The sequence below is a fragment of the Staphylococcus sp. EG-SA-10 genome (genome assembly GCF_017151945.1).
Classification (GTDB): Bacteria; Bacillota; Bacilli; order Staphylococcales; family Staphylococcaceae; genus Staphylococcus; species Staphylococcus aureus.
In genome coordinates this window covers 133811-159614 of sequence record NZ_JACVZJ010000002.1, presented here as the reverse complement: position 1 = coordinate 159614, position 25804 = coordinate 133811, and the positions used below count along the sequence as shown (strand labels likewise).

General features: G+C 33.4%; 22 protein-coding genes and 3 pseudogenes. 13 read left to right on the top strand and 12 right to left on the bottom strand.

All coding sequences use genetic code 11. The annotated features are described in order from the left end of the window. Positions 1-27: 27 nt before the first annotated feature. On the top strand, positions 28-2319 hold the full coding sequence (locus IDG45_RS02855) for a nitric-oxide reductase large subunit (RefSeq protein ID WP_050482633.1): 2292 nt from the start codon (positions 28-30) through the stop codon (positions 2317-2319). Positions 2320-2544: 225 nt separating this feature from the next. Here IDG45_RS02855 and IDG45_RS02850 read toward each other — a convergent pair whose 3' ends face one another. After that, positions 2545-3249: a GntR family transcriptional regulator gene (locus tag IDG45_RS02850; RefSeq protein ID WP_000922329.1), complete on the bottom strand. Its 705-nt coding sequence runs from the start codon at positions 3247-3249 to the stop codon at positions 2545-2547. Positions 3250-3397: 148 nt separating this feature from the next. Here IDG45_RS02850 and IDG45_RS02845 point away from each other — a divergent pair. After that, positions 3398-4189, top strand: a pseudogene (locus IDG45_RS02845) (PTS sugar transporter subunit IIAB). A gap of 15 nt (positions 4190-4204) precedes the next feature. Next, positions 4205-5641 carry a 6-phospho-beta-glucosidase gene (locus IDG45_RS02840; RefSeq protein ID WP_206171549.1) on the top strand — a complete coding sequence of 479 codons (1437 nt, stop codon included), beginning with the start codon at positions 4205-4207 and terminating at the stop codon, positions 5639-5641. Positions 5642-6047: 406 nt separating this feature from the next. Here IDG45_RS02840 and IDG45_RS02835 read toward each other — a convergent pair whose 3' ends face one another. Beyond that, a complete protein-coding gene (locus IDG45_RS02835; RefSeq protein ID WP_000031259.1) occupies positions 6048-6809 on the bottom strand; it encodes a class I SAM-dependent methyltransferase in 762 nt (253 codons plus the stop codon). A gap of 18 nt (positions 6810-6827) precedes the next feature. On the opposite strand from IDG45_RS02835, the gene IDG45_RS02830 reads away from it, so the two are divergent. Then, a complete protein-coding gene (locus tag IDG45_RS02830) occupies positions 6828-6962 on the top strand; it encodes a hypothetical protein (protein ID WP_001789470.1) in 135 nt (44 codons plus the stop codon). A 97-nt stretch (positions 6963-7059) separates the two neighbouring features. Here IDG45_RS02830 and rbsK read toward each other — a convergent pair whose 3' ends face one another. From rbsK to rbsR, 4 genes are all read right to left on the bottom strand, one after another. Further along, a complete protein-coding gene (gene rbsK, locus IDG45_RS02825; RefSeq protein ID WP_000182735.1) occupies positions 7060-7974 on the bottom strand; it encodes a ribokinase in 915 nt (304 codons plus the stop codon). A 27-nt stretch (positions 7975-8001) separates the two neighbouring features. Then, positions 8002-8406 (bottom strand): D-ribose pyranase, encoded by a 405-nt coding sequence (rbsD, locus tag IDG45_RS02820; protein ID WP_000747850.1) that lies wholly within the window; start codon positions 8404-8406, stop codon positions 8002-8004. Between the two features lie 14 nt (positions 8407-8420). Beyond that, on the bottom strand, positions 8421-9302 hold the full coding sequence (gene rbsU / locus IDG45_RS02815; protein ID WP_000029193.1) for a ribose/proton symporter RbsU: 882 nt from the start codon (positions 9300-9302) through the stop codon (positions 8421-8423). Between the two features lie 231 nt (positions 9303-9533). Next, positions 9534-10532 (bottom strand): ribose utilization transcriptional repressor RbsR, encoded by a 999-nt coding sequence (gene rbsR / locus IDG45_RS02810; protein ID WP_000757898.1) that lies wholly within the window; start codon positions 10530-10532, stop codon positions 9534-9536. Between the two features lie 150 nt (positions 10533-10682). Between rbsR and IDG45_RS02805 the strand changes: the two are divergent. The 3 genes and pseudogenes from IDG45_RS02805 to IDG45_RS02795 all read left to right on the top strand — a co-directional run. Beyond that, positions 10683-10864, top strand: a pseudogene (locus tag IDG45_RS02805) (NADH-quinone oxidoreductase subunit L). Positions 10865-10913: 49 nt separating this feature from the next. Beyond that, positions 10914-11306, top strand: a complete 393-nt coding sequence (locus IDG45_RS02800; RefSeq protein WP_001159764.1) for a hypothetical protein — start codon at positions 10914-10916, stop codon at positions 11304-11306. Positions 11307-11550: 244 nt separating this feature from the next. Continuing rightward, positions 11551-11901: pseudogene (locus IDG45_RS02795) on the top strand (transposase); the annotation flags it as partial. Between the two features lie 75 nt (positions 11902-11976). Here the strand turns inward: IDG45_RS02795 and IDG45_RS02790 are convergent. Then, positions 11977-13353, bottom strand: a complete 1377-nt coding sequence (locus tag IDG45_RS02790) for an MFS transporter (protein WP_168784211.1) — start codon at positions 13351-13353, stop codon at positions 11977-11979. 233 nt (positions 13354-13586) lie between these two features. Between IDG45_RS02790 and bsh the strand changes: the two genes are divergently transcribed. After that, positions 13587-14579, top strand: coding sequence for a bile salt hydrolase (gene bsh, locus IDG45_RS02785; protein ID WP_000337382.1), 993 nt, complete (start codon positions 13587-13589; stop codon positions 14577-14579). Positions 14580-14904: 325 nt separating this feature from the next. Continuing rightward, a complete protein-coding gene (gene lytM, locus IDG45_RS02780; RefSeq protein WP_000736802.1) occupies positions 14905-15855 on the top strand; it encodes a glycine-glycine endopeptidase LytM in 951 nt (316 codons plus the stop codon). A 52-nt stretch (positions 15856-15907) separates the two neighbouring features. Here lytM and IDG45_RS02775 read toward each other — a convergent pair whose 3' ends face one another. From IDG45_RS02775 to IDG45_RS02755, 5 genes are all read right to left on the bottom strand, one after another. Next, positions 15908-16567 (bottom strand): ABC transporter ATP-binding protein, encoded by a 660-nt coding sequence (locus tag IDG45_RS02775; protein WP_000570070.1) that lies wholly within the window; start codon positions 16565-16567, stop codon positions 15908-15910. 13 nt (positions 16568-16580) lie between these two features. Continuing rightward, complete coding sequence (locus IDG45_RS02770) at positions 16581-17501, bottom strand: ABC transporter permease (RefSeq protein ID WP_000806140.1); 921 nt, start codon at positions 17499-17501, stop codon at positions 16581-16583. Then, positions 17498-18664, bottom strand: coding sequence for an ABC transporter permease (locus IDG45_RS02765; RefSeq protein WP_031927792.1), 1167 nt, complete (start codon positions 18662-18664; stop codon positions 17498-17500). The genes IDG45_RS02770 and IDG45_RS02765 overlap by 4 nt, the downstream gene beginning before the upstream one ends. Positions 18665-18731: 67 nt before the next feature. Beyond that, positions 18732-20255 carry a DUF6583 family protein gene (locus IDG45_RS02760; protein WP_046462931.1) on the bottom strand — a complete coding sequence of 508 codons (1524 nt, stop codon included), beginning with the start codon at positions 20253-20255 and terminating at the stop codon, positions 18732-18734. Positions 20256-20584: 329 nt separating this feature from the next. Then, on the bottom strand, positions 20585-21478 hold the full coding sequence (locus IDG45_RS02755; RefSeq protein WP_000751201.1) for a CHAP domain-containing protein: 894 nt from the start codon (positions 21476-21478) through the stop codon (positions 20585-20587). 247 nt (positions 21479-21725) lie between these two features. On the opposite strand from IDG45_RS02755, the gene esxA reads away from it, so the two are divergent. From esxA to esaB, 4 genes are all read left to right on the top strand, one after another. Further along, positions 21726-22019, top strand: coding sequence for a WXG100 family type VII secretion effector EsxA (gene esxA, locus IDG45_RS02750; protein WP_001240826.1), 294 nt, complete (start codon positions 21726-21728; stop codon positions 22017-22019). An 82-nt stretch (positions 22020-22101) separates the two neighbouring features. Then, positions 22102-25131, top strand: coding sequence for a type VII secretion protein EsaA (esaA, locus tag IDG45_RS02745; protein WP_206171547.1), 3030 nt, complete (start codon positions 22102-22104; stop codon positions 25129-25131). Then, positions 25131-25589, top strand: a complete 459-nt coding sequence (gene essA / locus IDG45_RS02740; protein ID WP_000928935.1) for a type VII secretion protein EssA — start codon at positions 25131-25133, stop codon at positions 25587-25589. The genes esaA and essA overlap by 1 nt, the downstream gene beginning before the upstream one ends. Continuing rightward, positions 25561-25803 carry a type VII secretion protein EsaB gene (gene esaB, locus IDG45_RS02735; protein WP_001071606.1) on the top strand — a complete coding sequence of 81 codons (243 nt, stop codon included), beginning with the start codon at positions 25561-25563 and terminating at the stop codon, positions 25801-25803. Before essA ends, esaB begins: the two co-directional genes overlap by 29 nt. The last annotated feature ends 1 nt before the right edge of the window (position 25804 follow it).

Genomic DNA, 25804 nt, shown 5'->3' with positions numbered 1-25804 from the left:
GAATGCAATTAAGAGGAGATTTTATAAATGAGTATGCAAAGTTCATATAAACGTTTAGTTAAAGTGCTACTAACGATTTTAGTGATTGTGTTTTCAATTTTACTAGTAGGTGGTTGGTATATTTTTAAAAATGAAGCACCTCGTCCAACAAAGATAGTAGATCAACAAGGTCATACGCTTGTTACAAAAGGCGAGCTGATCAGTGGGCAAGCGATATATGAGAAATATGGGTTAACAGATTATGGCTCCTACCTAGGCAATGGTTCTTACTTAGGCCCAGATTATACAGCAGAGGCATTACATCATTACCTGATTGGTATGCGTAAATATTATGCACAAGATATTTATCATAAGCAACTTCATAAATTAAATCATGCAGAGTTAGCCGTAGTTAAAGATAAAGTGATGAAAGAAATAAGGATTAATCGTTATTCTGAAAAAGAAGATCAACTTGTATTAACGCCAGGACAAGTATACGGTCTAAAATATTTGCAAGATTATTATAAAAAAGAGTTTGTTAATAACCCTAAACAAGTAGGGTTAAATGAAAATATGATTAAACAGTTTCAAAATGATGATTATATGGTCGCAGGAAATAAAGTTGAACATTTAAGTCAATTCTTTTTCTGGGGTGCTTGGCTATCATCAACAGATAGACCTGGAAAAACATTTTCATATACAAATAATTGGCCATACGATGTGGATGCAGGGAATACGTTGCCTAGTGCAGGAATTTTATGGACTGCTATATCTGTAACATTACTGATTGCAGGCTTGGCATTCATTATATATATTCAAAAGCGTTATGAATTTGACATGAAGCCGACGTATGAGTCGGAACGGGAACTACCAAAGATTGAAGTAGATAGTAAAATCACTGATAGTCAGCGAAAAGTTGGGAAATATTTAGTCGTTGTCATGTTACTATTTTTGGTTCAAATATTATTAGGCGAATTACTGGCACATTATTATGTAGAGAATAAATTTTTTGGTATAGAAATACAAAGGCTCTTTCCATTTAATATTGCGAAGACATGGCATGTGCAATTAGTTATTTTCTGGGTTGCTACGACTTGGTTAGCAGCAGGAATATACATTGTACCTAAAGTATTGGGCAAAGAACCAAAGAAACAAGGCGTATTAGTAGATATCTTGTTTTGGGCCTTAATCATAGTTGTGATGGGCAGCATGATTGGAGAATGGGGTCATATTTTAGGTTGGATTGATTCTCATTGGTGGCTATTCGGGCACTTTGGTTGGGAATATATAGAATTAGGTAAATTTTGGCAAATATTATTTATAGTAGGTATGATCTTATGGGTTATCATTCTTTGTCGAGGGTTTTTACCAGCTATTCGCAACAAAGTACAAGCGAATCATGATAAACGTCACTTATTGACGCTATTGTTTGTTGGAGCAATTGCAATTCCGTTATTTTATCTTGCATCATTATTTATAATGCCGAATTCACATGTGACGTTTGCAGATTACTGGCGATGGTGGATTGTTCACTTATGGGTTGAAGGTATATTTGAAGCATTTGCCGTAGTGTTGATTGGTTTCTTAATGGTTAATATGAAATTAACTACCATTGAAACGACGATTCGTGCATTATATTTTCAATTAATCCTATTACTAGGTACAGGTATTGTTGGTATGGGTCATCATTACTATTGGCAAGGTGATCATTCCATATGGCTTGCACTGGGTTCTTGTTTTTCAGCATTAGAAGTCGTGCCACTTTGTTTATTAATTTGGGAAGCATACACACACTATCGCTTATATAAGAAAAGTGACATCGCTTTTCCTTACAAAGGTACATTTATTTTTCTTGCTTCAACAGGATTGTGGAATGCAATTGGTGCTGGAGCATTAGGCTTTTTAATTAACACACCAGCAGTTAACTACTTTGAACATGGTACGCAATGGACTGCAGCACATGCCCATGGTTCTATGGCTGGCGTGTATGGTATGTTCTCAATTGCAATTGCGTTGTATGTTTTTAAAAATATTACTAAAAAAGAATTTTGGACACCGAAAGTTGAAAAATGGATTAAAATATCATGTTGGGCTTTAAATGTTGGCTTGGCAGGTATGGTGTTCATTACATTAATGCCAGTAGGTTATATCCAACTTAAAGATGCATTAGAACATGGTTATTGGCATTCAAGACTAACGTCATTTTATGAACAACCACTTGTAAAAGCAATCATGTGGGGTAGAATGCCTTGGGACATTATATTCACAGTAGGTGTCATTATATTAGTAGTTATTTTTATAAGGGGATACAGACACTTAAAACCAAAATACAAAGTATAGATCATCATATTACTGAGTGATCTTAGTGTGTTTTAACGTTTGAGACGAAGAAATATTATACAATAGGATTCAAACTATAAGTTCTTAGATTATGTAAATATAAAGAACAGTAAAAAGTAATTTTCTGATTGAAAATGTACTTCTCACTGTTTTTAAAGAAATTATGTCCTATAAAACGTCTATACTCCGGTTGATAACTGGAATATAGACGTTTTTATGTATGTATTACTTTTTACTAGGAATATAAAACTGTGCATGACGATAATGAAATACGATGTCAGATGAATCAAAAGGTTTGCCAGTCATTGTATAAAACGTTTGGTGATAACGTAAACATGGTTCACCTGTAGACAATTGTAGTAATGAAGCTTCACTTGAAGTGAGTTGATCTACATTAAAGAAAATATCTGAAAAACCAATACGAAGTTTCATGTTTGATTCTAAATAGTCGAAGATAGAGCCCTTAGCAATATCATCATTTAAATATTTCACGATTTCTTTATGATAATAAGAATATTCGATACATAAAACATCATCGTCCACGAATCTTAATCGCTCTAAATAGTAGACGGTATCATCTGCATTTAATTGGAGCTCATCTTGTACAGATTTAGGTGGCGTTGCAATCTCCTTAAAAACAAGTACCTTACTTGTCATTCGATGTTCACCTAAACTTTTAGAAAAACCATTAGTCTTAAAGACGTTGATACGATTGGCATCTGCAATATTTCTCACATAAATACCACTGCCTTGTGCTTGATAAATCAAACCATCTTGTTCCAATAAGCCTAATGCTTTAATGATAGTACTCTTACTTACTTGATAACGTTCTTTTAATTGCGTCACGCTTGGCAATTTATCACCGGGTTTGAAATTAGATTGATGTATAAACGCATTAAGTTGCTTAGCAATATGTTCATACTTTAACAATATTCTGTCCTCGTTTCACTTTGTCTGTAATTATTATAGCACAAAATATTATAATTGTATCGGCGTTTACAAATTGAACCGGTACAATTATAATTAGAGGTAAGTAAATACATTTTCATTCTACTATCAAGTTGAGGTGGTAATACTTATGGGCAATAAATATAAAGATTATGCTCAAGACATCCTTACAGCTGTAGGGGGTGTCGAAAATATTATTAATGTTTCGTATGATACGGTACGCATGACCATTCATATGCATCATGCAATTCCTTCTACTGCTAATGAAGTAACACAAATAGATGGCGTGGCGTCAGTTGATGAAAATGAAACACAGTTAGTTATCGTATTTAATGAAGAAGTAAAATATGTATATCAACAATTACAATTGTTAATGGACGACGCCAAGCATCAAGAAGATACGAATCATGATGCTGTGGATACTTAAGAAACAGAACAGAAAGCGCAAGTAAAAGTAACAACCCCAATTTTAGTGAAAGCACCAATCGCTGGTCGTCGTATTTTACTTAAAGAAGTAAGAGATTCAATTTTTAGAGAGAAAATGGTAGGCGAAGGCTTGGCAATCAAAGCTCATGAAGAATCCAAAGTAATCGCACCGTTCAATGGCTTAGTATCTATGATTGTACCAACTAAGCATGCAGTTGGTATTCAATCAGAAGACGGTGTGGACATAGTCATTCATATTGGTGTGAATACAGTTGACTTGGAAGGTAAAGGATTCAAGTGCTTTGTAAAGCAAAATGATCGTGTTGAAGCAGGGCAAACGTTGTTACAATTCGACCAGCAATATATACAACAACAAGGCTACAATGCTGACGTTATTGTCGTTATTAGCAACTCTGCCGATTTAGGAAAAGTAGAACTGACAATGAATGAAATCATTACGACTGAAGATGTTATTTTTAAAATATTTAAAAACTAGGAGTGTGTTGTAATAATGACAAAATTACCGCAAAATTTTATGTGGGGTGGCGCTCTTGCCGCAAATCAATTTGAAGGTGGATATGATAAAGGTGGTAAAGGGTTAAGTGTAATTGATGTTATGACGAGTGGTGCACATGGCAAAGCACGTCAGATTACAGAATCTATAGATCCCAATCACTATTATCCAAATCATGAAGGTATTGATTTTTATCATCGTTATAAGGAAGATATTGCCTTGTTTAAAGAAATGGGATTGAAATGTTTACGTACGTCGATTGCGTGGACACGTATCTTTCCGAATGGGGATGAAGATGTGCCAAATGAAGAAGGACTTGCCTTTTATGATCGTATCTTTGATGAATTAATTGCACAAGGTATTGAACCTGTTGTGACGTTATCACATTTTGAGATGCCACTTCATTTAGCGAAACATTATGGTGGATTTAGAAATAGAGAAGTTGTCGATTATTTTGTGCATTTTGCGCGTGTTGTATTTGAAAGATATAAAGATAAAGTGACATATTGGATGACGTTTAATGAAATTAATAATCAGATGGACACATCAAATCCTATCTTTTTATGGACGAATTCTGGGGTAGCATTAACAGAAAATGATAATCCCGAAGAAGTCTTGTATCAAGTAGCACATCATGAACTTTTAGCCAGTGCTTTAGCGGTTCGTCTTGGTAAAGAGATTAATCCGAAATTTAAGATTGGAACAATGATTTCACATGTACCCATTTATCCATATTCGTGTCATCCGAAAGATATGATGGAAGCACAAATTGCGAATCGTTTACGTTTCTTTTTCCCGGATGTTCAAGTGAGAGGTTATTATCCAAGCTATGCTAAAAAAATGCTGGCACGAAAAGGATATGATGTTGGATGGCAAGAAGGGGACGACAGTATTTTACAGCAGGGCACGGTTGATTATATTGGCTTTAGTTATTACATGTCTACGGCTGTAAAACATGATGTTAATACTACAGTTGAAAACAACATCGTCAACGGTGGTTTGAATCATTCTGTGGAGAATCCGCATATCGCAACGAGTGATTGGGGTTGGGCGATTGATCCAGATGGCTTAAGATATACATTGAATGTGTTATATGATCGTTATCAGTTGCCACTTTTTATTGTGGAAAATGGTTTTGGTGCAGTTGATGAAGTGGTAGATGGACATATTCATGATGATTATCGCATTGAATATTTAAAAGCACATATTACAGCAGCGATAGAAGCAGTTGATCAAGATGGTGTAGATTTAATCGGTTATACGCCATGGGGAATCATTGATATTGTTTCATTTACAACCGGTGAAATGAAGAAACACTATGGTTTAATATATGTTGATCGAGATAATGATGGTCATGGCACGATGGAACGCTTGAAAAAAGATTCGTTCTATTGGTATCAACAAGTGATAGCATCAAATGGAGATAAATTATAAAGATATATTATAAGTATTTTAGAGTTAGAGCCCGAGACATAAATTAATATGGTAGGCCCTAAAGTGTTATATTGGCGGGCCCCCAACACAGAGAAATTGGAACACCAATTTCAACAGGCAATGAAAGTTGGGGAGGGACAGAAATAAATTTTGCGAAAATATCATTTCTGTCCTACTCCCTTTAACATTTTTGTTCCAATCCCGTGATGTTAAAATTTTAAGAAAAAAATAATGCCACTAACTAAGTATGTATAGTGTTAATGTTTGAGTGTTTATAAAAGTCTTTAACCAAAATTGATGACCTACTAATCAACGATAACGATATTGTTAAGTAGATGATTAGTGTCACAAAGAAATTAAAGTAGCAGTCAAACATAGATACAAAGTACAGTTAGTGGCATTATATTTAGTGGTCTTTTTTAGCGACAAAAGTAATATAATTCATATCTTTACGCAGTCTAGTCATCGTTTTAAACATTTTACAAAACATTGGTCGATTTTCTTTTTTTAAAGCATTGTTGATAATCTTTAAAGTTCCAACAATACCTTCGTCATAAATTAAACCTTTTGGTGTCATTAAACTCATTGGACCAGTATGATAATGTACATGATTAAAACCAGCTTGATAATATAAATCTAACCAGCCAAGTTTCGTCTGCGGTGAGACATTGACATTAATTGCTGCAGATAATGATTTAACTACATGTGTGGCATGTGATTCATTAACGATGACAATATCATGTGTTAACAAGATACCCCCAGGCTTTAAGACTCGGTAGTACTCGCGTAATGCTTTTTCCTTTATGGCAATGGGTAACATTGTTAACATCGCTTCATTTAGAACGATATCGAATTGATTGTCATCAAAGGGCAATTTAACAGCATTCGCTTGTTGAACTTGAATATATGATTCAAGACCTGCTGCTGAGATATTTTCTTGTGCTTTTTCTAATGCTTTCTTATTTATATCAACGCCTTGAATGTGACAGCCGTATGTATGAGCTAGATAAATAGATGTCGTACACATATTACATGCCACTTCTAACACTTGTTTATCTTGTGAAAATGCCCCTTGTTGTATTAACCAATCTGTTGCTGCTTTACCACCGGGGCGTAGACGAGTTTTTCCTAATTTAGCTAAAAATGTATGGCCAGCTTCTTTGGACATAGCATAACCTCCTGTTAATTGATAATTATTATCATTAATATAGCATATTTATATGCGATAATTTGGAAGTTAAAAAGATTACAAAAAATTGTCACTTCATTTATAACTAAACATGAGTCATCAAGCATAGGTTTAGTGGAAAATTATTTCTAATAGATGATGTTTTATAAAGATAAAAAAGCACAGCCATGATATACGAATGTTGCATGTTATATGCTAAACCTTCATATCATAGCTGTGTTTGATTCATTTAAACTTGATTTACTTCTTCTAGTAGAGGAATAGATGCTTGCGCGCCGTGTTTTTGTACAGTGAGTGAGCTCGCTTTATTACCAAAATCAATAGCATCTGCTAAGTTATCTTGCGACTTGTTTAAGTGACTGACAAATGCACCAATAAATGTGTCGCCTGCAGCAGTTGTATCAATCGCATTTACTTTATAAGCTTCGATGTGTTGGCTTTGATTTTTAGTAGCAAAATATGTACCTTGCTTACCTAACGTAATCAAAACAGTCTTAATGCCTAAAGATAAAAAGTAATTAGCATTGTCTTTCATAGATTGTTCATTAGTTACTTTAATCCCAGATAACAATTCGGCTTCTGTTTCGTTTGGCACAATAATATCGATTAGTGACAATAATTCATTAGGTAATGCTTTCGCTGGTGCAGGATTTAATACTGTCGTCACACCGTGTGCCTTGGCAATTTCAAATGTAGATATAATAGCCGGGATGGGTACTTCTAATTGTGCAACGACAAAGTCTGCATTGATTATAGCGTCTTTAGCGTTAATAACATCTTCAGGTGTCATCGTCATATTCGCACCACCATAAACATAGATGGTGTTTTGTCCTTCTGCATTCACAGTGATAAAGGCTTGGCCTGTTTTTGCTTCAGTTGTTTTGATAATAAATGATGTATCAATATGAGCCGCTTTAAAATCTTCTAAGATGAAATCAGCAACGCCATCAGTGCCAATTTTAGTAATAAATGTTGTGTCTGCTTGCATGCGTGCAGTGGCAATAGCCTGGTTGGCACCTTTACCTCCGCCGAATGCTTTTTGTGCTTCTTCAACATGTAATGTTTCGCCTGGTTGTGCATATCTTTCAACTGTTAAAAATTGATCGACATTCGTTGAACCTAAAATAACAACTTTGTTGGTCATGTGTATGCTCCTTTCAAGTTATAATTTTTAAAAAGTAACATTCGATTCTAATGCAATATTAGAGTAGGGCGTTGTTTCACCAGTACGAATATTACCTTTATTTAATGGGTGAGCTAAGTTACTTTTCATTTCTTCGTGAGGAATGAAAATGATTTCGATTTCCGATGAAATCAATTGTTTAATTTGTTGCAATTGTGTAGGGTTATGTTCTTTTATTTCTTCTGCTAAGTATATTTTTTGGATTTCCATTTCTTCTAATACTGTAGCTAAGACATCAATAAAGCGTGGTAAGTTTTTAGTGACAGCTAGGTCGATACGGCGATGATCATTTGGAATTGGCATGCCAGCGTCATTAATTGTTAATAGGTCAAAATGACCAATTGTCGCGATTGCTTTTGAAATATGTTCATTTAAAATAGCTGATTTTTTCATGACATCTACACTCCTTATTTTATAAATACTGTAACAGAAGCGGCTACTAAAATGAGTACTAAGCCGATGATTGTAATAACCATTTCTTTTGATGTTTTATGTTGTTTTAAGAAATAAATACCAGTTAATGTAGCAAGCACAACGGATGTTTGAGAAAGAATAAATCCAGTTGCTAAACCATTCATATTAGGTTGTGCTGAAATAAGATATGTTAAGGCACCAAATGCAAAGAAGAAACCTGAAATAATTTGTAACCACGTAATTTTATTACGAAATGGATTCTCTGCTTTCATATTCATAAAGCCATAAATGACTGCAACAATTACCATACCCATTGCTTGAGGTAAAAAGGCAGTTAGGCCATCAATAGAAGTTGCTTGTGGTGCGGCTGAATATAACCAGTATCCAAATTCACCAATTAACAGAAGAATCACTGCACGACGTAAATTTTTGGCGTTACTTGCTTCTTTGCGTTCACTCCAAACTGTCATACGCGCACCAATTAAAATAACGATTAATGCTGTAAAACCAATGATTTTATGACCAATGCCCGGCCAATTTCCTAATGCAAAGACACCCCATAAAGATGCGCCTAATAATTGGAATGCTGTTGTGACAGGCATTGCACGAGATGAACCGACTAATTCGAACGCTTTAAATGTAATGATTTGTCCGAATCCCCATCCTGCACCTGATAATAAGGCGAATAGTAAATTTGTTCCAGTAGGGAAGCTACTTGATGTGATTACGGCTAAAATAATAGCGAAGATTAACGTACCTACAGTAGCACCGATAATTTGATGTACAGGTTTACCACCAAACTTTGAAGCGACTGTTGGGAAGAAGCCCCAGCCAATTAAGGGGCCTAACCCGATAAGTAATGCAACAATGCTCATGTTATACACCTCACGATTTGTTTTTAGTAAAACGTTTTACCAGTGCCATCGTACCATTTTTATTTGTAAAATGCATGCGTTTTCATAAAAACTGAAAACGTTTAAATCATATTTAAAAATTCATACATTATTATTTTAATTTCTTAGTGAAATAATTATGATTAAAAACCCTCAGCATTAAAGCAACGCTAAGGGCATAACAATGATGAGTATATTTCGGAAGATACGTAGTTAGTTTGAAAGATGATAGCCAGTTGTTGCACGAACTTTTAAAGTCGTTGGTAATTCAATCATATCAATGGTTTTATCTAAGTGCTGTAATCGTTGAAGTAATAAGGTTAAAGATGTTTTGCCAATATCAGTTATAGGTTGTGCCACAGTAGTCAAAGGTGGCGTGACATACGCGGCATAATCAATATCGTCATAACCTATTAATGAGATATCTTTCGGGATACTGATGCCATGTTCAATTAGTCCTCGTAAAATGCCAATAGCGAGTTCATCGTTAATAGCGAAGATTGCAGTGGCAGATTGAACCATGATGTCATCAACAATGGTTAGCCCACCGCGCTTAGATAATTCAGTATGGACCATTTGTGGTTCGGGCAATTGATTCGCGCGCAAAGTATCAACAAATCCAGCGACACGAGTCGACATATTCGCCATCATGTCATATGGTGCAACAATCATCATATTGTTGTGACCGAGTTCTATTAAATGTTGTGCTGCAAGTTGTCCGCCTTGATATTCATTCGTCCGAACAAAATCTGTATAGCCTTGATGGTCATTTTGATCCAGTACGACATAAGGTACATGATGTTTCTTTAGATAGTTATTTAGGGCATCCGGGGATGAAATGTATTGTGCGATAATTAATCCGTCAATACCTCGATCAATTAAATGTTTAATATTGTCATACAAATCAGTTGCTGTAGATGTTAAAAAACATAAATCAACATCAGATGGTTTATGGTCATGAATACTTTGCATCAGTGCTGAGAAAAACGGATTTGTTAAGCTAGGCAAAATGACGCCAATAGTTTGAATTTTACTGCCGCGCAATTGTTTTGCATGTTTGTTAGGGGCATAGCCTAAACGTTCTGAAACAGCATGTACGTTTTTTATCGTTGTTGTGGAAAAACGACTATCATTATGATTTAAAATATGTGACACCGTAGTAACTGATACACCAGCTTCTCTAGCAACATCTTTAATTGACACTTTTTTCATATTATATTCCTTCTCTTTATTGTGTAATTAATCATACAGTTATATACCCGATTATTATATTCATCATATCATGATAAACATTTGATGACATACGCAGACGTGCATGACTTTTATTGTCTACAAACAGACGCCTATAGTATGCGATTAAAGTTGAGGCGAGAGAATATATTATTAAGGTTAAATAACTTTTAATGATTATGATAACAAGAATTTTAAAATGTTTATTGCGATGAAAAATACAAAAGTCATTATTTTAAAGAATAAAATATTTGTTTTTTGAAAAAAGTATTAAAAAACATAACGAAATGATGTATATTGAACTATGTGATTGAAAAAATTTTTAATTAAGGCTTGTTAAAACTTAAGAGAGGATGTTTTTAAATGCAATTCAAATTAAAAGAAGAAGAGATTATTAGTTTTTTAGAATTGAAATATCCAGAAAAAGAGTTCGAATATGGTCGTTTGTTAGTTGGACAACATAAACGTGATGATTTAGATGTTTATTACTTTGGTGATACGTTTTTAATGTGCACGATTATTTCATTCAAGACATTTGAAATTAAAGAAACAGTAGAATTATCATATGATGCTGTTAATCGTATTGTGTTAAAAGATGGATGGTTATTTAGAAAAATGAGAATAGAAACAATGCAAAAAGTGTTAAAATACGGTACATCTAAATTAATGTTAACTGATTTTCAAAAGGACAATTATAATAAATATATTCAAGGTCAGAAACAACGCGTGATATTTGAAAATGGCCATTTTGTCTAATTGATAGTGAATATAATTAGAGTAAGCGGCTGGGACATACATCCATAAAAAACAGCAGTAAGATAATTTTCAATTAGAAAATATCTTACTGCTGTTCTCTATTTATACAATACTTCGTATTGAATGGCCTCGCTTTCCTAGGGTGCCGTCTCAGCCTCGGTCTTCGACTGGCACTGCTCCCTCAGGAGTCTCGCCATTAATACTACGTATTAACATGTAATTTTACTTTGAAATACTTTAAAAAATAAGACCCTTTGCCCAACTTACACTACCAATAGAAACTTCTGTTAGAATTCCTCAAAATGATATTTCGCGATATGTTAATGAAATTGTTGAAACGATACCTGATAGCGAATTCGATGAATTCAGACATCATCCTGGCGCAACACCCTATCATCCAAAAATGATGTTAAAAATCATCTTATATGCATATACTCAATCTGTATTTTCTGGTCGTAGAATAGAGAAATTACTTCATGACAGTATTCGAATGATGTGGTTAGCTCAAGATCAAACACCTTCTTATAAAACTATTAATCGTTTTAGAGTGAATCCTAATACTGATGCGTTAATTGAATCTTTATTTATTCAGTTCGCTTATTTTCTTGAATTTGATGCGTATCATTTTAAAGTGATACAGATATTTCGAAACATGATTCTTCTATTATATTTAAGATTTAACTGTTTTTGGAATGATCATGTATGCAGACAATGAGCCGAGTATCATTAATACAATGCTAACGATAAATGTTACAGTTGCAGCTACACTTGGTGCATAGTTTAGTTGTAACATACTGAAAACTGTAGTACTTAGTGCTATACCAAAGGCGCCACCTAGTGTGCCACTCATTTTATATAATCCTGTAGCTAAACCAACTTTTTCATTAGGCATACTGAAAATTGCAATTGTAAGACCGGGTGTTGCGACTAAACCATTTCCGATTGCGCAAATGACAAACCCAATAACAACAGCAATGATATATTGTGATGGTTGAAGTGATGTCATGCTAATAATAGTGATGCCGATGACAGGGAACAACGGACCAATGATGAGCATCAATTTGCCACCGAAACGTAATGTTGCTTTTTCACCTAAACGAATCATCGCAACTGCCACAATGGCATATGGCAATGTAACAAGTCCAGATTGCGCAGCTGATAAACCAAGGTGTGTTTGAGCATATATGAAAAAGACCACTGTTACGCCCAGACCACTATTTAAAACAAAGTTATTTAAAAATGCACCAATGAACGGACGGTTGCGTAATACTGAGAAATCAATAAAAGGTACTTCATGTCGACGTTCGATGATGATGAATATCAACGTAGTGATGATAAAAATGCTCAGACAAATGAATGAAAATGTACTAAACCAACCTTGTTCGAATCCTTGTGTTAACAATAATGTAAAGCTACCAATCATAACAGCGAAAATAGACATACCTTTGTAATCGAATGGATGACGATGGCTATGTTGATTTACTTTTTCAGGTGTGCCTTTTAGAAGCAATATGGCAATGAAAGCAATGACTATACTAATGATGAAATTCGTTTGCCATCCAAAATTTGTGGCGATTAAACCGCCGATAACACCAGCTAGGCCGATGCCACCAACAGTACTAATCATTAGATAACTAATCGCTAGTCTTAAATGATCTCCTTTAAATTGATTATTTAAAACGCCAACTGTTGAAGGTAACAAGATAGCTGCTGATAGACCTTGTAAAATTCTACCGATGATGAGCAGTGCAGTGATGTCCGATATAATTAATAGAAGAGATGCAAACATACTGATTATGAGACCCATGTATGTCATTCTCAGTTGTCCTATTTTATCAGCAATATCACCTGCAGCCACCATGAAGATACCTGTGGCGAAGGAAGTTAAACTAATAGATAAATTTAACACGGCAGGAGAGGTTTGATATGTTTGACCAACGAGAGGTCCTATATTAATAAATGATTGTGCAAACAACCAATATGTTAATGCAGACAACATAATCGCAATAATAATATTACTGCGTGGTGAAGATTGTGTGTTATTCACAGATGTCACTCCTTGTAAAAATTAAATATAGAAAGTCATGAGATGAAGTGAACGGATGTATAGATGATCGTTCACTCACACATAAGTCATGATTTCCTTACATATCATACCACAGTTATTGAGAATGAATATCAATTAATTGCTTGTATGATTGATTTTTTATAGTATGTTTAAGTGAAACAGCTTTATTTGAAAGTGATTAAAGTAAATGAAGGTACAGAGGAGTGAGAACAATGTGCACAGGATTCACAATACAAACTTTAAATAATCAAGTACTTCTTGGACGCACGATGGATTATGATTATCCATTAGATGGTTCGCCAGCAGTGACGCCTAGAAATTATCGTTGGACATCTCGCACTGGCACGACAGGCCAAACGCAATATGGCTTTATTGGTACAGGAACAGATATGGAAGGTTTTATTTATGGTGATGGTGTTAATGAACATGGCGTTGCCATTTCAACACAATATTTCCGAGGTTATAGTTCATATGGATCAACACACAAAGCGGACGCGATGAATATTACGCAAAATGAAATTGTGACATGGATTTTGGGATATACAACAAGCATTAAAGATATGAAACAACAAGCATCCCAAATACATGTTGTAGCTGTATATTTAAATGATATCGGTGAAGTTCCGCCATTGCATTATCATGTTTCCGATGCAACTGGACATTCAGTCGAAGTTTCATTTAAAGAGGGTGAAGTGGTTATAAAAGATAACCCTATTGGTGTCTTAACAAATCATCCAGACTTAGATTGGCATTATAGTAATTTAAGACAATATATCAATATTTCTCCTTATCCAGCAACAGCAAATTTATTGGAAGGTGTAACGATTGAACCTTTAGGCAATGAAGCAGGTACATTTGGATTGCCAGGTGGATTTACTTCAACTGAGCGCTTTGTGAGAATGGCATTTATGAAAGCAAACATTGCTCAAAACAATGATAAAGAAATGGATTTAATGAATGCATTTTATTTATTAGATGCGGTAAATATACCGATTGGAATTGTACGTCCGCATGATGCTGACAATCACTATACGATGTATCAGACCGTAATAAATTTAACTACAAGAACGTTATATATTAAGTATTATGGCAGCAATGAAATAGTAGCATTAAAGCTCACAGATGAATTAATTAATAGAAAAGATATGACGATTTTTAAGCCTGAGAAGCATATCACTATTAGAAAGTTGAATGACAATCAATAGCGATTGATAGTGGAATTTGGTTGATATGATTTGATAGATGATTACTATCATACATTAACGTTGAACCGCGAACATGGACGAATGATTAGTTGTTAATTTTGAAAATTTATAAAAGGTTAAACGAATGCAGTGAGAGATGTCATTTTAATATCAATGTATGGCTATTTTGTAATGACAATGTAATGAGTTTAGTAAAACATTTCGGGAATATTAAATAGTTGGAAAATGAGAATTAAATCCTTTACTCAGTTGTCTAATTCTTTTAGTATGTGCAGTACAGTTTAATTGAAAACTAACTTTAACTTTAATGGAGGATGTTTTATACATGAAAAAATTAACAGCAGCAGCGATTGCAACGATGGGCTTCGCTACATTTACAATGGCGCATCAAGCAGATGCAGCAGAAACGACAAACACCCAACAAGCACATACACAAATGTCAACACAATCACAAGACGTATCTTATGGTACTTATTATACAATTGATTCTAATGGGGATTATCATCACACACCTGATGGTAACTGGAATCAAGCAATGTTTGATAATAAAGAATATAGCTATACATTCGTAGATGCACAAGGACATACGCATTATTTTTATAACTGTTATCCAAAAAATGCAAATGCCAATGGAAGCGGTCAAACATATGTGAATCCAGCAACAGCAGGAGATAACAATGACTACACAGCGAGTCAAAGCCAACAACACATTAATCAATATGGTTATCAATCAAATGTAGGCCCAGACGCGAGCTATTATTCACATAGTAACAACAACCAAGCGTATAACAGTCATAATGGTAATGGAAAGGTTAATTACCCTAATGGCACATCTAATCAAAATGGCGGTTCAGCAAGTAAAGCGACAGCTAGTGGTCATGCGAAAGACGCAAGCTGGTTAACAAGTCGTAAACAACTACAACCATATGGACAATATCACGGTGGTGGTGCGCATTACGGTGTCGACTATGCAATGCCTGAAAATTCACCAGTTTACTCATTAACTGATGGTACAGTAGTACAAGCAGGTTGGAGTAACTATGGTGGTGGTAATCAAGTAACGATTAAAGAAGCGAACAGTAATAACTACCAATGGTATATGCATAATAATCGTTTAACTGTTTCAGCTGGTGATAAAGTCAAAGCTGGTGACCAAATTGCATATTCAGGTAGTACGGGTAATTCAACAGCACCTCACGTACACTTCCAACGTATGTCTGGTGGCATCGGTAATCAATATGCAGTAGACCCAACGTCATACTTACAAAGTAGATAATACAGTAAATCCCAAGTTACGATATCATACGCAACTTGGGATTTTTTTCGTTTTAATAATAGGTATAAGCCCATTGCTTGTCCTCTAAAACATGTTGATAAAAAGGATCTTGTCCAATTAACTTGATATCATCTGCAAGTGCTTCAACTTCATCTAAATGATGGGTAGTTAATATAATTAAACATTTAGATTTCATAATGTTAAGTAGTTGGTGGATGTCATGTCTAGATTTTAAATCAATACCAACTGTCGGTTCATCTAAAATGAGAATTCGAGGTTGACCTAGTAAACCTACTAATATATTAATTTTACGTTTATTCCCACCAGACAATGTAGATACTTTGGCAGACGTATCATCAAAGTTTAATTGCTGTAAATATTCGTTGATAGTTGTATCGTTAATTGGATTTTTACAAAGTGATTTAAAAAATTTAATGTTTTCAGCCACTGTCATGTGTTCAAATAATGCAATGTCTTGTGGCACATAACCGATGTGATTTTGTATTTGTCTTTGATTCCATTTTTCGCCGAAATAGTTGATAGTTCCATCATTAGCTTTTTCAATACCAGCAATCATACGAAGTAATGTTGATTTTCCAGCGCCATTATCACCAAGTAATACGGTTAATCGATTACTATCAAAGGACATGGTTAAATGATTGAAAATCTGTTTGTTACGGTAACGCTTTGAAAGGTTATTAATTTCTATCATCAGTTACGCTCCTTTACATGAAAATGGTCAAGTATACGATACCCATAGCAAGTGCATATATAAATGTCATGAATAATCGATGACTTATTGTTTGAATATGGAATAAGATAAAGACGATACCTATCTCATAAATCAATATAAGTAACAGTGATTTTAAGTAAAATATTAAGCTGAGTGGTTGAGACAAATATAGACTAACTGCCAATAGTACCAACAATAACAAGATCGTATGTGTCATTACATAAGTACTATATAGCTTGAAACGGCTTAAATGATATTGTGATAATCGTTGCAATGCTGCTTGTTGGTTTAAACGATAATGAAGTACTACTTGAACAGCGCTAACAAATAAAATCACCGCAAAGATTAAGCTAATTGAAATAGAGTGTTGTGCTTGTTTAGTAAGCGACACAAATTTGATTTTAGATTCAGGTGTATGTTTATGATAGGACTTGTTGATAGCATCGATGGATTGATGCTGTTTCATATCCTCAAGGTGTTCATAAATAATGTTAGGAATTTGCTGTTCATATAATGAACTACTAACAATTTCTACAGCAATACCACCTATAAAGTCATCTCTACCATATAACTGTATCGTTTCTTTTAAACGGTTCTCTTTTAATTTTTGAGAGAAACCTTTAGGAATTTGCATACTTAAAATAGCTTCCTTTTTAGTAACATCATCTTCAATATAGCTTTCATCTTCATCGACTTTTTTAATAGTTACATAGTCAGATTGTTTAATTTTATTGACGAATGATTTTGATGCAGTGGTTTGGTCTAAATCTTGAACGGTAATCGGTATTTTGAAGTTGTCATGTGCTACACGGTAACCCATACCAATAAGCACGAGTGCGATGACAATGGTTGTTACGAGCAAGATGTATTGTAACCATTGCTTGAACACAACAAGTTGTAAATAAGGCTTCATTGACGATACCTCCAAACCAATACAACTAAATTAATTATCAAAAGTGCGATGAAGCTAAGGTAGAAACTAGGGTGCAGTTCTAAAATGTAGTTGTTTAAAATAATTTCTAACAATTGATTTGTTACAACCGCGAATGGTTGAATATTGAAAACGCCATTTGCTATATGTTGTAAAAAAATCGTAGGTATTGTTAAACCAGATAACACCAGGATGACAATAGCTAATATGACTTTACTAATACTATTCAACAAGCCTGTTGTTAAAAGTTCGATGAGTAATAACCACAGTATTAAAAAGGTAACATAATAGCTTAAATGAATGGCTAACGTTGGCCAATTATATAATTCAAAGGTATTCGGAATACTGAACATAATCCAAACTACACCAACGATACTCCATAACATAGTATAAAACCATGTAATCAACGCACGAATGATTAACAAACGCTCTTTAGAAAAATGAAACATTTTCAATCGCGCTTTCAATACAGTATCTTGATTCATTTTCAAAACTGTAAATAAAGATAGTGCAAAGATGAATACCGTTGCTAAAAATCCTGTAATTGCATAATAACTGCCCGTATCGTATAAATGAATCGGTTCTAAGTTAAATGCACCTGAACGGTTTAATCCTGTAATCAGCAAATCAGTCATAACATTGATACTGTCAGAATGTAATGCTTTCGGTGCTAAGTCTTGAAAAGCTAAGATGCCACCCATTGATCGCATAAGACGTTGGTAAACAGAATCTGTTAGCTGAGATAGCACGACACTTTTCATGGATTGTTGATCATATGTATATACTGAAATTGGTAGTTCGCCTTGTTTATAAAATGCCTTGGTCATACCTTTATCAAAGACAAAGTAGCCTTGAAGTTTCTGCTGTTTTAGCAAAGTATGTGCTTGTTTATCATCATATGCTTTAATGCTCACATTTTTACCTAGGTTACTCCCTTTACCAATAGAGTTTAAGATTAATTTCGTTTCACTTGATTGATCTTTATCTACGACACCTATATTAAAATGATTGTCATCTTCTGTTACATGTTGGATTGTCGTTAATGTAATAAGGAGTGCCGCTAATATAAATAGTAAATAGATAATCAAATACCACTTTTTCAATAAAAAAGAGTGGTAGATGCGAAACAAATGTATTGTTTTCATTTAACCACTCCTCCAATGATAAGATTGAAAGGCAAGATGACCTTCCAATCTTATTTTTATATTTTAGTTATTTAGATGCCTTTTTTAAAATTGATTCAAACATTTTGCTGCCATTTTTTTCGATTTCTTTTTCAAGTTTTTCACGGTCTTTTGAAGATAGACTATTGAAATCTTTCGCACCACTATCATCAAAATCAATATCTGCTTTCAATTTTGTGCTAGATTTTAAAATGAAATTAATTGGTTCTTCAGCATATTTGATGCCGATATTTAACGTAGATTTCTGAGTGTTATTTTTTACGTCAGAATCTATATTATTTTCAAAAGTGAATTCATTTTCGTCGCTATATTTATCTAATGCGACAGTGATTTTACCTTTATCTTGACGTTTTGTGCCATCTACTTTTTCTTGGTTATCTAATTTGATTTTTGATTCATCATATTCTGTCTTTTTACCAAATTCGTATTTATCACTGTATTTATTGTCTTTTTCCTTAGAAGATACGCCTTTAATTGTATATTTCGCTTCAGCATACGTGTATTTATCTTGATCGAAATCAAGTGCGTAATCTAGTTTTAACTTATCGTCTTCTAAAGTATTAGTACCTTTGATTTTAGTTTTATTATTTTCTTTGTCTGTAATAGTAATTTCTCGTTTTACAATCGTATGTTTTTCGGTATAAATTTTAGATTGAATTTTAGCAAATTCATCCTTTTTAGTTTCTTTGACATCGTCAATTGCTTTTTTGATGTCCTTATCAAAGTCTTTTGTAGCACCTTGTTCTTCCAGTAATTTTTTTAGGTCTTTATCCTTTTTAGCTTCTTCTAATACAGCTAATGTAATTTTTTTAGTGTCAGCTCTGCTAAGTGTTAACGTGACAGGTCTAACTTTGTACTTTTCACCATTAACCTTAATTTCTTCTTTTTTACCTTTATCAAAATTATCGTCATCTAATTTGTCGACAATAAGTTCGGAATATTTTTCGGCAATTTTGCTGTAGTCACTTTGTTGTGCTTGAGCATTACTAAAAAGAGTATTTAAATTTAGTTGTTGGTTTGTAATACCATTTTCTTTTGCTGTTTCTTCATCTTCACCTGTAAGTTTTGAATAAGTTGATAATAAATCAGAATTATTAACACTATATTTTCCTTTAAATAATGGTGATTCGAAATAATGCTTATCTTTATCTGCAGCTAACTGGAATTTCCCTAATGCAGAGTCTGCTATTGTTGGTTCAAGATTAATCATTGATTTCTCTTTTTTAGGATCATGTCCATATGACATTTTAATTTTCGAAGCATTAACAACAGATTTAGGAATACCAAGCCCCTTAACAATTTCATCTGATGCATCTGCGCTTAATTCTAATGAAGATAAAAATGAATTATCTTTCATCTTTTCTTGGAACTTCACTTCGTTTTCAAAACGGTCATTAAAATAATCTTTATACATTTTTGCAGTTTGTTGTTCGCTTTTTAAGTATGTATTTTTCGGTGTGTTTGCAAAAAATGCATAAACTCCCCATGCGATTCCACCTATTAATAATAAGACAATAATAATAGGAATTATAATTTTTAACTTTTTAGACATTTTGCTTCCTCCCAATTATTTATGAGTTAATCATATCAGAACAATACATTTTATTAAATGGTTTATTTTAAATTTTGTTTAAATTAATAGAATTTTAGTTATAATAATGTTTAATAAGTTATTGAAAATCTAATAAACTACAAAAAATAGTTTGATTACATAATGATTCTTGAAAATGTCGGTTAACTTTAAGGTGACAAGTTATTGCAATTTTGAAGGTAGACATCATATTTTATAATCGAATAACATACAAAATAAAGCGACCAATTTTGCAGTGTTACGAATTGTAATCTGCGAACTGGTCGCTTTTTATTGATGTCATGATTAATTTAATGGATGTAATTATATGATGAAACTTCTGAAGCAGAGATGGTTCTTGATGAAACGATATATTCACCAATCCAATTCATTTCTGAAATTAGAATACTTCCATCAATATTAACTTTCTCAACGTAGGCTACATGGCCAAATGGACCGTTTACTGTTTGTAAAATTGATCCTCGTGTTGGGTGTCTATCTACTTTGAAGCCATTGCTTGAAGCTTGGCCTGCCCAGTTTTTAGCATCTCCCCAAAATGTACTAATCGTGTGTCCATCTTTGGCGCGTTTATCAAAGACATACCATGTACATTGTCCAGCAGTATATAAGTTGTTCTTACTTGTGATAAGAGGCTGATCAATGATTTTACCGTTACCTAATGCTAAAGGTTTACCGTCAGCAGTCTTTGCTTTGTCATTAAATTCGGCGATTTGTAATTCGTCATACAATTCGTCTAAATCGATGCCTGTAATAAGCCCTTTGTTATCTTTTGAAAAAGCGCTATTTAATTCATCGTCATTATCTTCGACATTCGGTATTGCTGGTGTCAAAGGATTGCTTGGTGACGTTTGAGGCGGTGTGTGTGAATCAATTGCGTCATTAATGTGCGTATACTGACCACTTAATGAAGAATGGTACTGATTGTTGTTAAAATCACGTTGATTTGCGTGTTGATGATTGTCGTTTGTACGTGACTGATTTTGATGATTGTTGTTTGGCGCGTTGTTTTTGTCATAAGTATAAGTATACGCGCCGGTGTCTTTATTCACTTTGAACTGTGCGTTTGGGTGTGCTTTCTTTGCTTCTTCTAATGTTTTGCTATCATTCGTGTATGCTTGAGCCGAGTTAGGCGACATACTAAATAAAGTAAGAGTTGTCATCGTCAGTAAAATTGTTTTCTTCATAATAACCATTTAATCCTTTATGTATTTAATTTAATTTTAGTATACACATTTATATTACAAAAATGAATGGTTAATTAAAAATATATGGGTATATTCAATATATTTATTTAAAAAAAGCTAAAAATACTTAAAAAACTATATACATATACTAATAATTTATATATTATTTGAGTAAGGAGCACTTTTTCAAAAAATAGTGTCCCTAAAAAGTTTTGATAAACTTAAAATATTCAGGAGGTTTCTAGTTATGGCAATGATTAAGATGAGTCCAGAGGAAATCAGAGCAAAATCGCAATCTTACGGGCAAGGTTCAGACCAAATCCGTCAAATTTTATCTGATTTAACACGTGCACAAGGTGAAATTGCAGCGAACTGGGAAGGTCAAGCTTTCAGCCGTTTCGAAGAGCAATTCCAACAACTTAGTCCTAAAGTAGAAAAATTTGCACAATTATTAGAAGAAATTAAACAACAATTGAATAGCACTGCTGATGCCGTTCAAGAGCAAGACCAACAACTTTCTAATAATTTCGGTTTGCAATAAGCATTCTGAAATTGGCAAAGTCACATTTTCTAATGTGGCTTTGCTTATCATTTTTTAAGAAAACAACTGAAAGGAAATAAGCATGAAAAAGAAAAATTGGATTTATGCATTAATTGTCACTTTAATTATTATAATTGCCATAGTTAGTATGATATTTTTTGTTCAAACAAAATATGGAGATCAATCAGAAAAAGGATCCCAAAGTGTAAGTAATAAAAATAATAAAATACATATCGCAATTGTTAACGAGGATCAACCAACGACATATAACGGTAAAAAGGTTGAGCTGGGTCAAGCATTTATTAAAAGGTTAGCAAATGAGAAAAACTATAAATTTGAAACAGTAACAAGAAACGTTGCTGAGTCTGGTTTGAAAAATGGCGGATACCAAGTCATGATTGTTATCCCAGAAAACTTTTCAAAATTGGCAATGCAATTAGACGCTAAAACACCATCGAAAATATCACTACAGTATAAAACAGCTGTAGGACAAAAAGAAGAAGTAGCTAAAAACACAGAAAAAGTTGTAAGTAATGTACTTAACGACTTTAACAAAAACTTAGTCGAAATTTATTTAACAAGCATCATTGATAATTTACATAATGCACAAAAAAATGTTGGCGCTATTATGACGCGTGAACATGGTGTGAATAGTAAATTCTCGAATTACTTATTAAATCCAATTAACGACTTCCCGGAATTATTTACAGATACGCTTGTAAATTCAATTTCTGCAAACAAAGATATTACAAAATGGTTCCAAACATACAATAAATCATTATTGAGTGCGAATTCAGATACGTTCAGAGTGAACACAGATTATAATGTTTCGACTTTAATTGAAAAACAAAATTCATTATTTGACGAGCACAATACAGCGATGGATAAAATGTTACAAGATTATAAATTGCAAAAAGATAGCGTGGAACTTGATAACTATATCAATGCATTAAAACAGATGGACAGCCAAATTGATCAACAATCAAGTATGCAAGATACAGGTAAAGAAGAATATAAACAAACTGTTAAAGAAAACTTAGATAAATTAAGAGAAATCATTCAATCACAAGAGTCACCATTTTCAAAAGGTATGATTGAAGACTATCGTAAGCAATTAACAGAATCACTACAAGATGAGCTTGCAAATAACAAAGACTTACAAGATGCGCTAAATAGCATTAAAATGAACAATGCTCAATTCGCTGAAAACTTAGAGAAACAACTTCATGATGATATTGTCAAAGAACCTGATACAGATACAACATTTATCTATAACATGTCTAAACAAGACTTTATAGCTGCAGGTTTAAATGAGGATGAAGCTAATAAATACGAAGCAATTGTCAAAGAAGCAAAACGTTATAAAAACGAATATAATTTGAAAAAACCGTTAGCAGAACACATTAATTTAACAGATTATGATAACCAAGTTGCGCAAGACACAAGTAGTTTGATTAATGATGGTGTCAAAGTGCAACGTACTGAAACGATTAAAAGTAATGATATTAATCAATTAACTGTTGCAACAGATCCTCATTTTAATTTTGAAGGCGACATTAAAATTAATGGTAAAAAATATGATATTAAGGATCAAAGTGTTCAACTCGATACATCTAACAAGGAATATAAAGTTGAAGTCAATGGCGTTGCTAAATTGAAAAAGGATGCTGAGAAAGATTTCTTAAAAGATAAAACAATGCATTTACAATTGTTATTTGGACAAGCAAATCGTCAAGATGAACCAAATGATAAGAAAGCAACGAGTGTTGTGGATGTAACATTGAATCATAACCTTGATGGTCGCTTATCGAAAGATGCATTAAGCCAGCAATTGAGTGCATTATCTAGGTTTGATGCACATTATAAAATGTACACAGATACAAAAGGCAGAGAAGATAAACCATTCGACAATAAACGTTTAATTGATATGATGGTTGACCAAGTTATCAATGACATGGAAAGTTTCAAAGACGATAAAGTAGCTGTGTTACATCAAATTGATTCAATGGAAGAAAACTCAGACAAACTGATTGATGACATTTTAAATAACAAAAAGAATACAACAAAAAATAAAGAAGATATTTCTAAGCTGATTGATCAGTTAGAAAACGTTAAAAAGACATTTGCTGAAGAGCCACAAGAACCAAAAATTGATAAAGGCAAAAATGATGAATTTAATACGATGTCTTCAAATTTAGATAAAGAAATTAGTAGAATTTCTGAAAAGAGTACGCAATTGCTATCAGATACACAAGAATCAAAATCAATTGCAGATTCTGTTAGTGGCCAATTAAATCAAGTCGACAATAATGTTAATAAGCTACATGCGACAGGTCGAGCATTAGGCGTAAGAGCGAATGACTTGAACCGTCAAATGGCTAAAAACGATAAAGATAATGAGTTGTTCGCTAAAGAATTTAAAAAAGTATTACAAAATTCTAAAGATGGCGACAGACAAAACCAAGCATTAAAAGCATTTATGAGTAATCCGGTTCAAAAGAAAAACTTAGAAAATGTTTTAGCTAATAATGGTAATACAGACGTGATTTCACCGACATTATTCGTATTATTAATGTATTTACTATCAATGATTACAGCATATATTTTCTATAGTTATGAACGTGCCAAAGGACAAATGAATTTCATTAAAGATGATTATAGTAGTAAAAACCATCTTTGGAATAATGTCATTACGTCAGGTGTTATTGGTACAACTGGTTTGGTAGAAGGATTAATTGTCGGTTTAATTGCAATGAATAAGTTCCATGTATTAGCTGGCTATAGAGCGAAATTCATCTTAATGGTTATTTTAACTATGATGGTCTTCGTACTTATTAATACGTATTTACTAAGACAGGTAAAATCTATCGGTATGTTCTTAATGATTGCTGCATTGGGTCTATACTTTGTAGCTATGAATAATTTGAAAGCGGCTGGACAAGGTGTGACTAATAAAATTTCACCATTATCTTATATCGATAACATGTTCTTCAATTATTTAAATGCAGAGCATCCTATAGGCTTGGCGCTAGTAATATTAACAGTACTTGTGATTATTGGCTTTGTACTGAACATGTTTGTAAAACACTTTAAGAAAGAGAGATTAATCTAATGTTGATGAATAGCGTGATTGCTTTAACTTTTTTAACAGCATCTAGCAATAATGGCGGACTTAATATTGATGTGCAACAAGAAGAGGAAAAGCGAATCAATAATGATTTAAATCAATATGATACAACGCTATTTAATAAAGACAGCAAAGCGGTTAATGATGCGATTGCTAAGCAGAAAAAAGAACGACAACAACAAATAAAAAATGATATGTTTCAAAATCAAGCGAGTCACTCGACTCGCTTGAATGAAACTAAAAAAGTGTTATTTTCCAAATCTAACTTAGAAAAGACTTCGGAGAGTGATAAAAGCCCCTATATTCAAAACAAGCAGGAGAAAAAAATATTCCCGTACATTTTGATGTCTGTAGGGGCTTTTTTGACTTTAGGATTTGTCATTTTTTCAATTCATAAAGGGAGACGAACGAAAAATGAATCAGCACGTAAAAGTAACATTTGATTTTACTAATTATAATTACGGCACATATGACTTAGCAGTACCAGCATATTTACCGATAAAAAACTTAATAGCTTTAGTATTGGATAGTTTGGACATTTCAATATTTGATGTCAATACACAAATTAAAGTGATGACGAAAGGTCAATTACTTGTTGAAAATGATCGACTCATTGATTATCAAATCGCTGATGGAGATATTTTGAAGTTACTATAGG

What these genes read in the sequence shown, in the direction of transcription:
- IDG45_RS02855 (WP_050482633.1), top strand. Translation starts at nt 28, where the DNA reads ATGAGTATGCAAAGTTCATATAAACGTTTAGTTAAAGTGCTACTAACG.
- IDG45_RS02840 (WP_206171549.1), top strand. Translation starts at nt 4,205, where the DNA reads ATGACAAAATTACCGCAAAATTTTATGTGGGGTGGCGCTCTTGCCGCA.
- IDG45_RS02835 (WP_000031259.1), bottom strand. Translation starts at nt 6,809, where the DNA reads ATGTCCAAAGAAGCTGGCCATACATTTTTAGCTAAATTAGGAAAAACT.
- rbsK (WP_000182735.1), bottom strand. Translation starts at nt 7,974, where the DNA reads ATGACCAACAAAGTTGTTATTTTAGGTTCAACGAATGTCGATCAATTT.
- rbsD (WP_000747850.1), bottom strand. Translation starts at nt 8,406, where the DNA reads ATGAAAAAATCAGCTATTTTAAATGAACATATTTCAAAAGCAATCGCG.
- rbsU (WP_000029193.1), bottom strand. Translation starts at nt 9,302, where the DNA reads ATGAGCATTGTTGCATTACTTATCGGGTTAGGCCCCTTAATTGGCTGG.
- rbsR (WP_000757898.1), bottom strand. Translation starts at nt 10,532, where the DNA reads ATGAAAAAAGTGTCAATTAAAGATGTTGCTAGAGAAGCTGGTGTATCA.
- IDG45_RS02800 (WP_001159764.1), top strand. Translation starts at nt 10,914, where the DNA reads ATGCAATTCAAATTAAAAGAAGAAGAGATTATTAGTTTTTTAGAATTG.
- bsh (WP_000337382.1), top strand. Translation starts at nt 13,587, where the DNA reads ATGTGCACAGGATTCACAATACAAACTTTAAATAATCAAGTACTTCTT.
- lytM (WP_000736802.1), top strand. Translation starts at nt 14,905, where the DNA reads ATGAAAAAATTAACAGCAGCAGCGATTGCAACGATGGGCTTCGCTACA.
- IDG45_RS02775 (WP_000570070.1), bottom strand. Translation starts at nt 16,567, where the DNA reads ATGATAGAAATTAATAACCTTTCAAAGCGTTACCGTAACAAACAGATT.
- IDG45_RS02770 (WP_000806140.1), bottom strand. Translation starts at nt 17,501, where the DNA reads ATGAAGCCTTATTTACAACTTGTTGTGTTCAAGCAATGGTTACAATAC.
- IDG45_RS02765 (WP_031927792.1), bottom strand. Translation starts at nt 18,664, where the DNA reads ATGAAAACAATACATTTGTTTCGCATCTACCACTCTTTTTTATTGAAA.
- IDG45_RS02760 (WP_046462931.1), bottom strand. Translation starts at nt 20,255, where the DNA reads ATGTCTAAAAAGTTAAAAATTATAATTCCTATTATTATTGTCTTATTA.
- IDG45_RS02755 (WP_000751201.1), bottom strand. Translation starts at nt 21,478, where the DNA reads ATGAAGAAAACAATTTTACTGACGATGACAACTCTTACTTTATTTAGT.
- esxA (WP_001240826.1), top strand. Translation starts at nt 21,726, where the DNA reads ATGGCAATGATTAAGATGAGTCCAGAGGAAATCAGAGCAAAATCGCAA.
- esaA (WP_206171547.1), top strand. Translation starts at nt 22,102, where the DNA reads ATGAAAAAGAAAAATTGGATTTATGCATTAATTGTCACTTTAATTATT.
- essA (WP_000928935.1), top strand. Translation starts at nt 25,131, where the DNA reads ATGTTGATGAATAGCGTGATTGCTTTAACTTTTTTAACAGCATCTAGC.
- esaB (WP_001071606.1), top strand. Translation starts at nt 25,561, where the DNA reads ATGAATCAGCACGTAAAAGTAACATTTGATTTTACTAATTATAATTAC.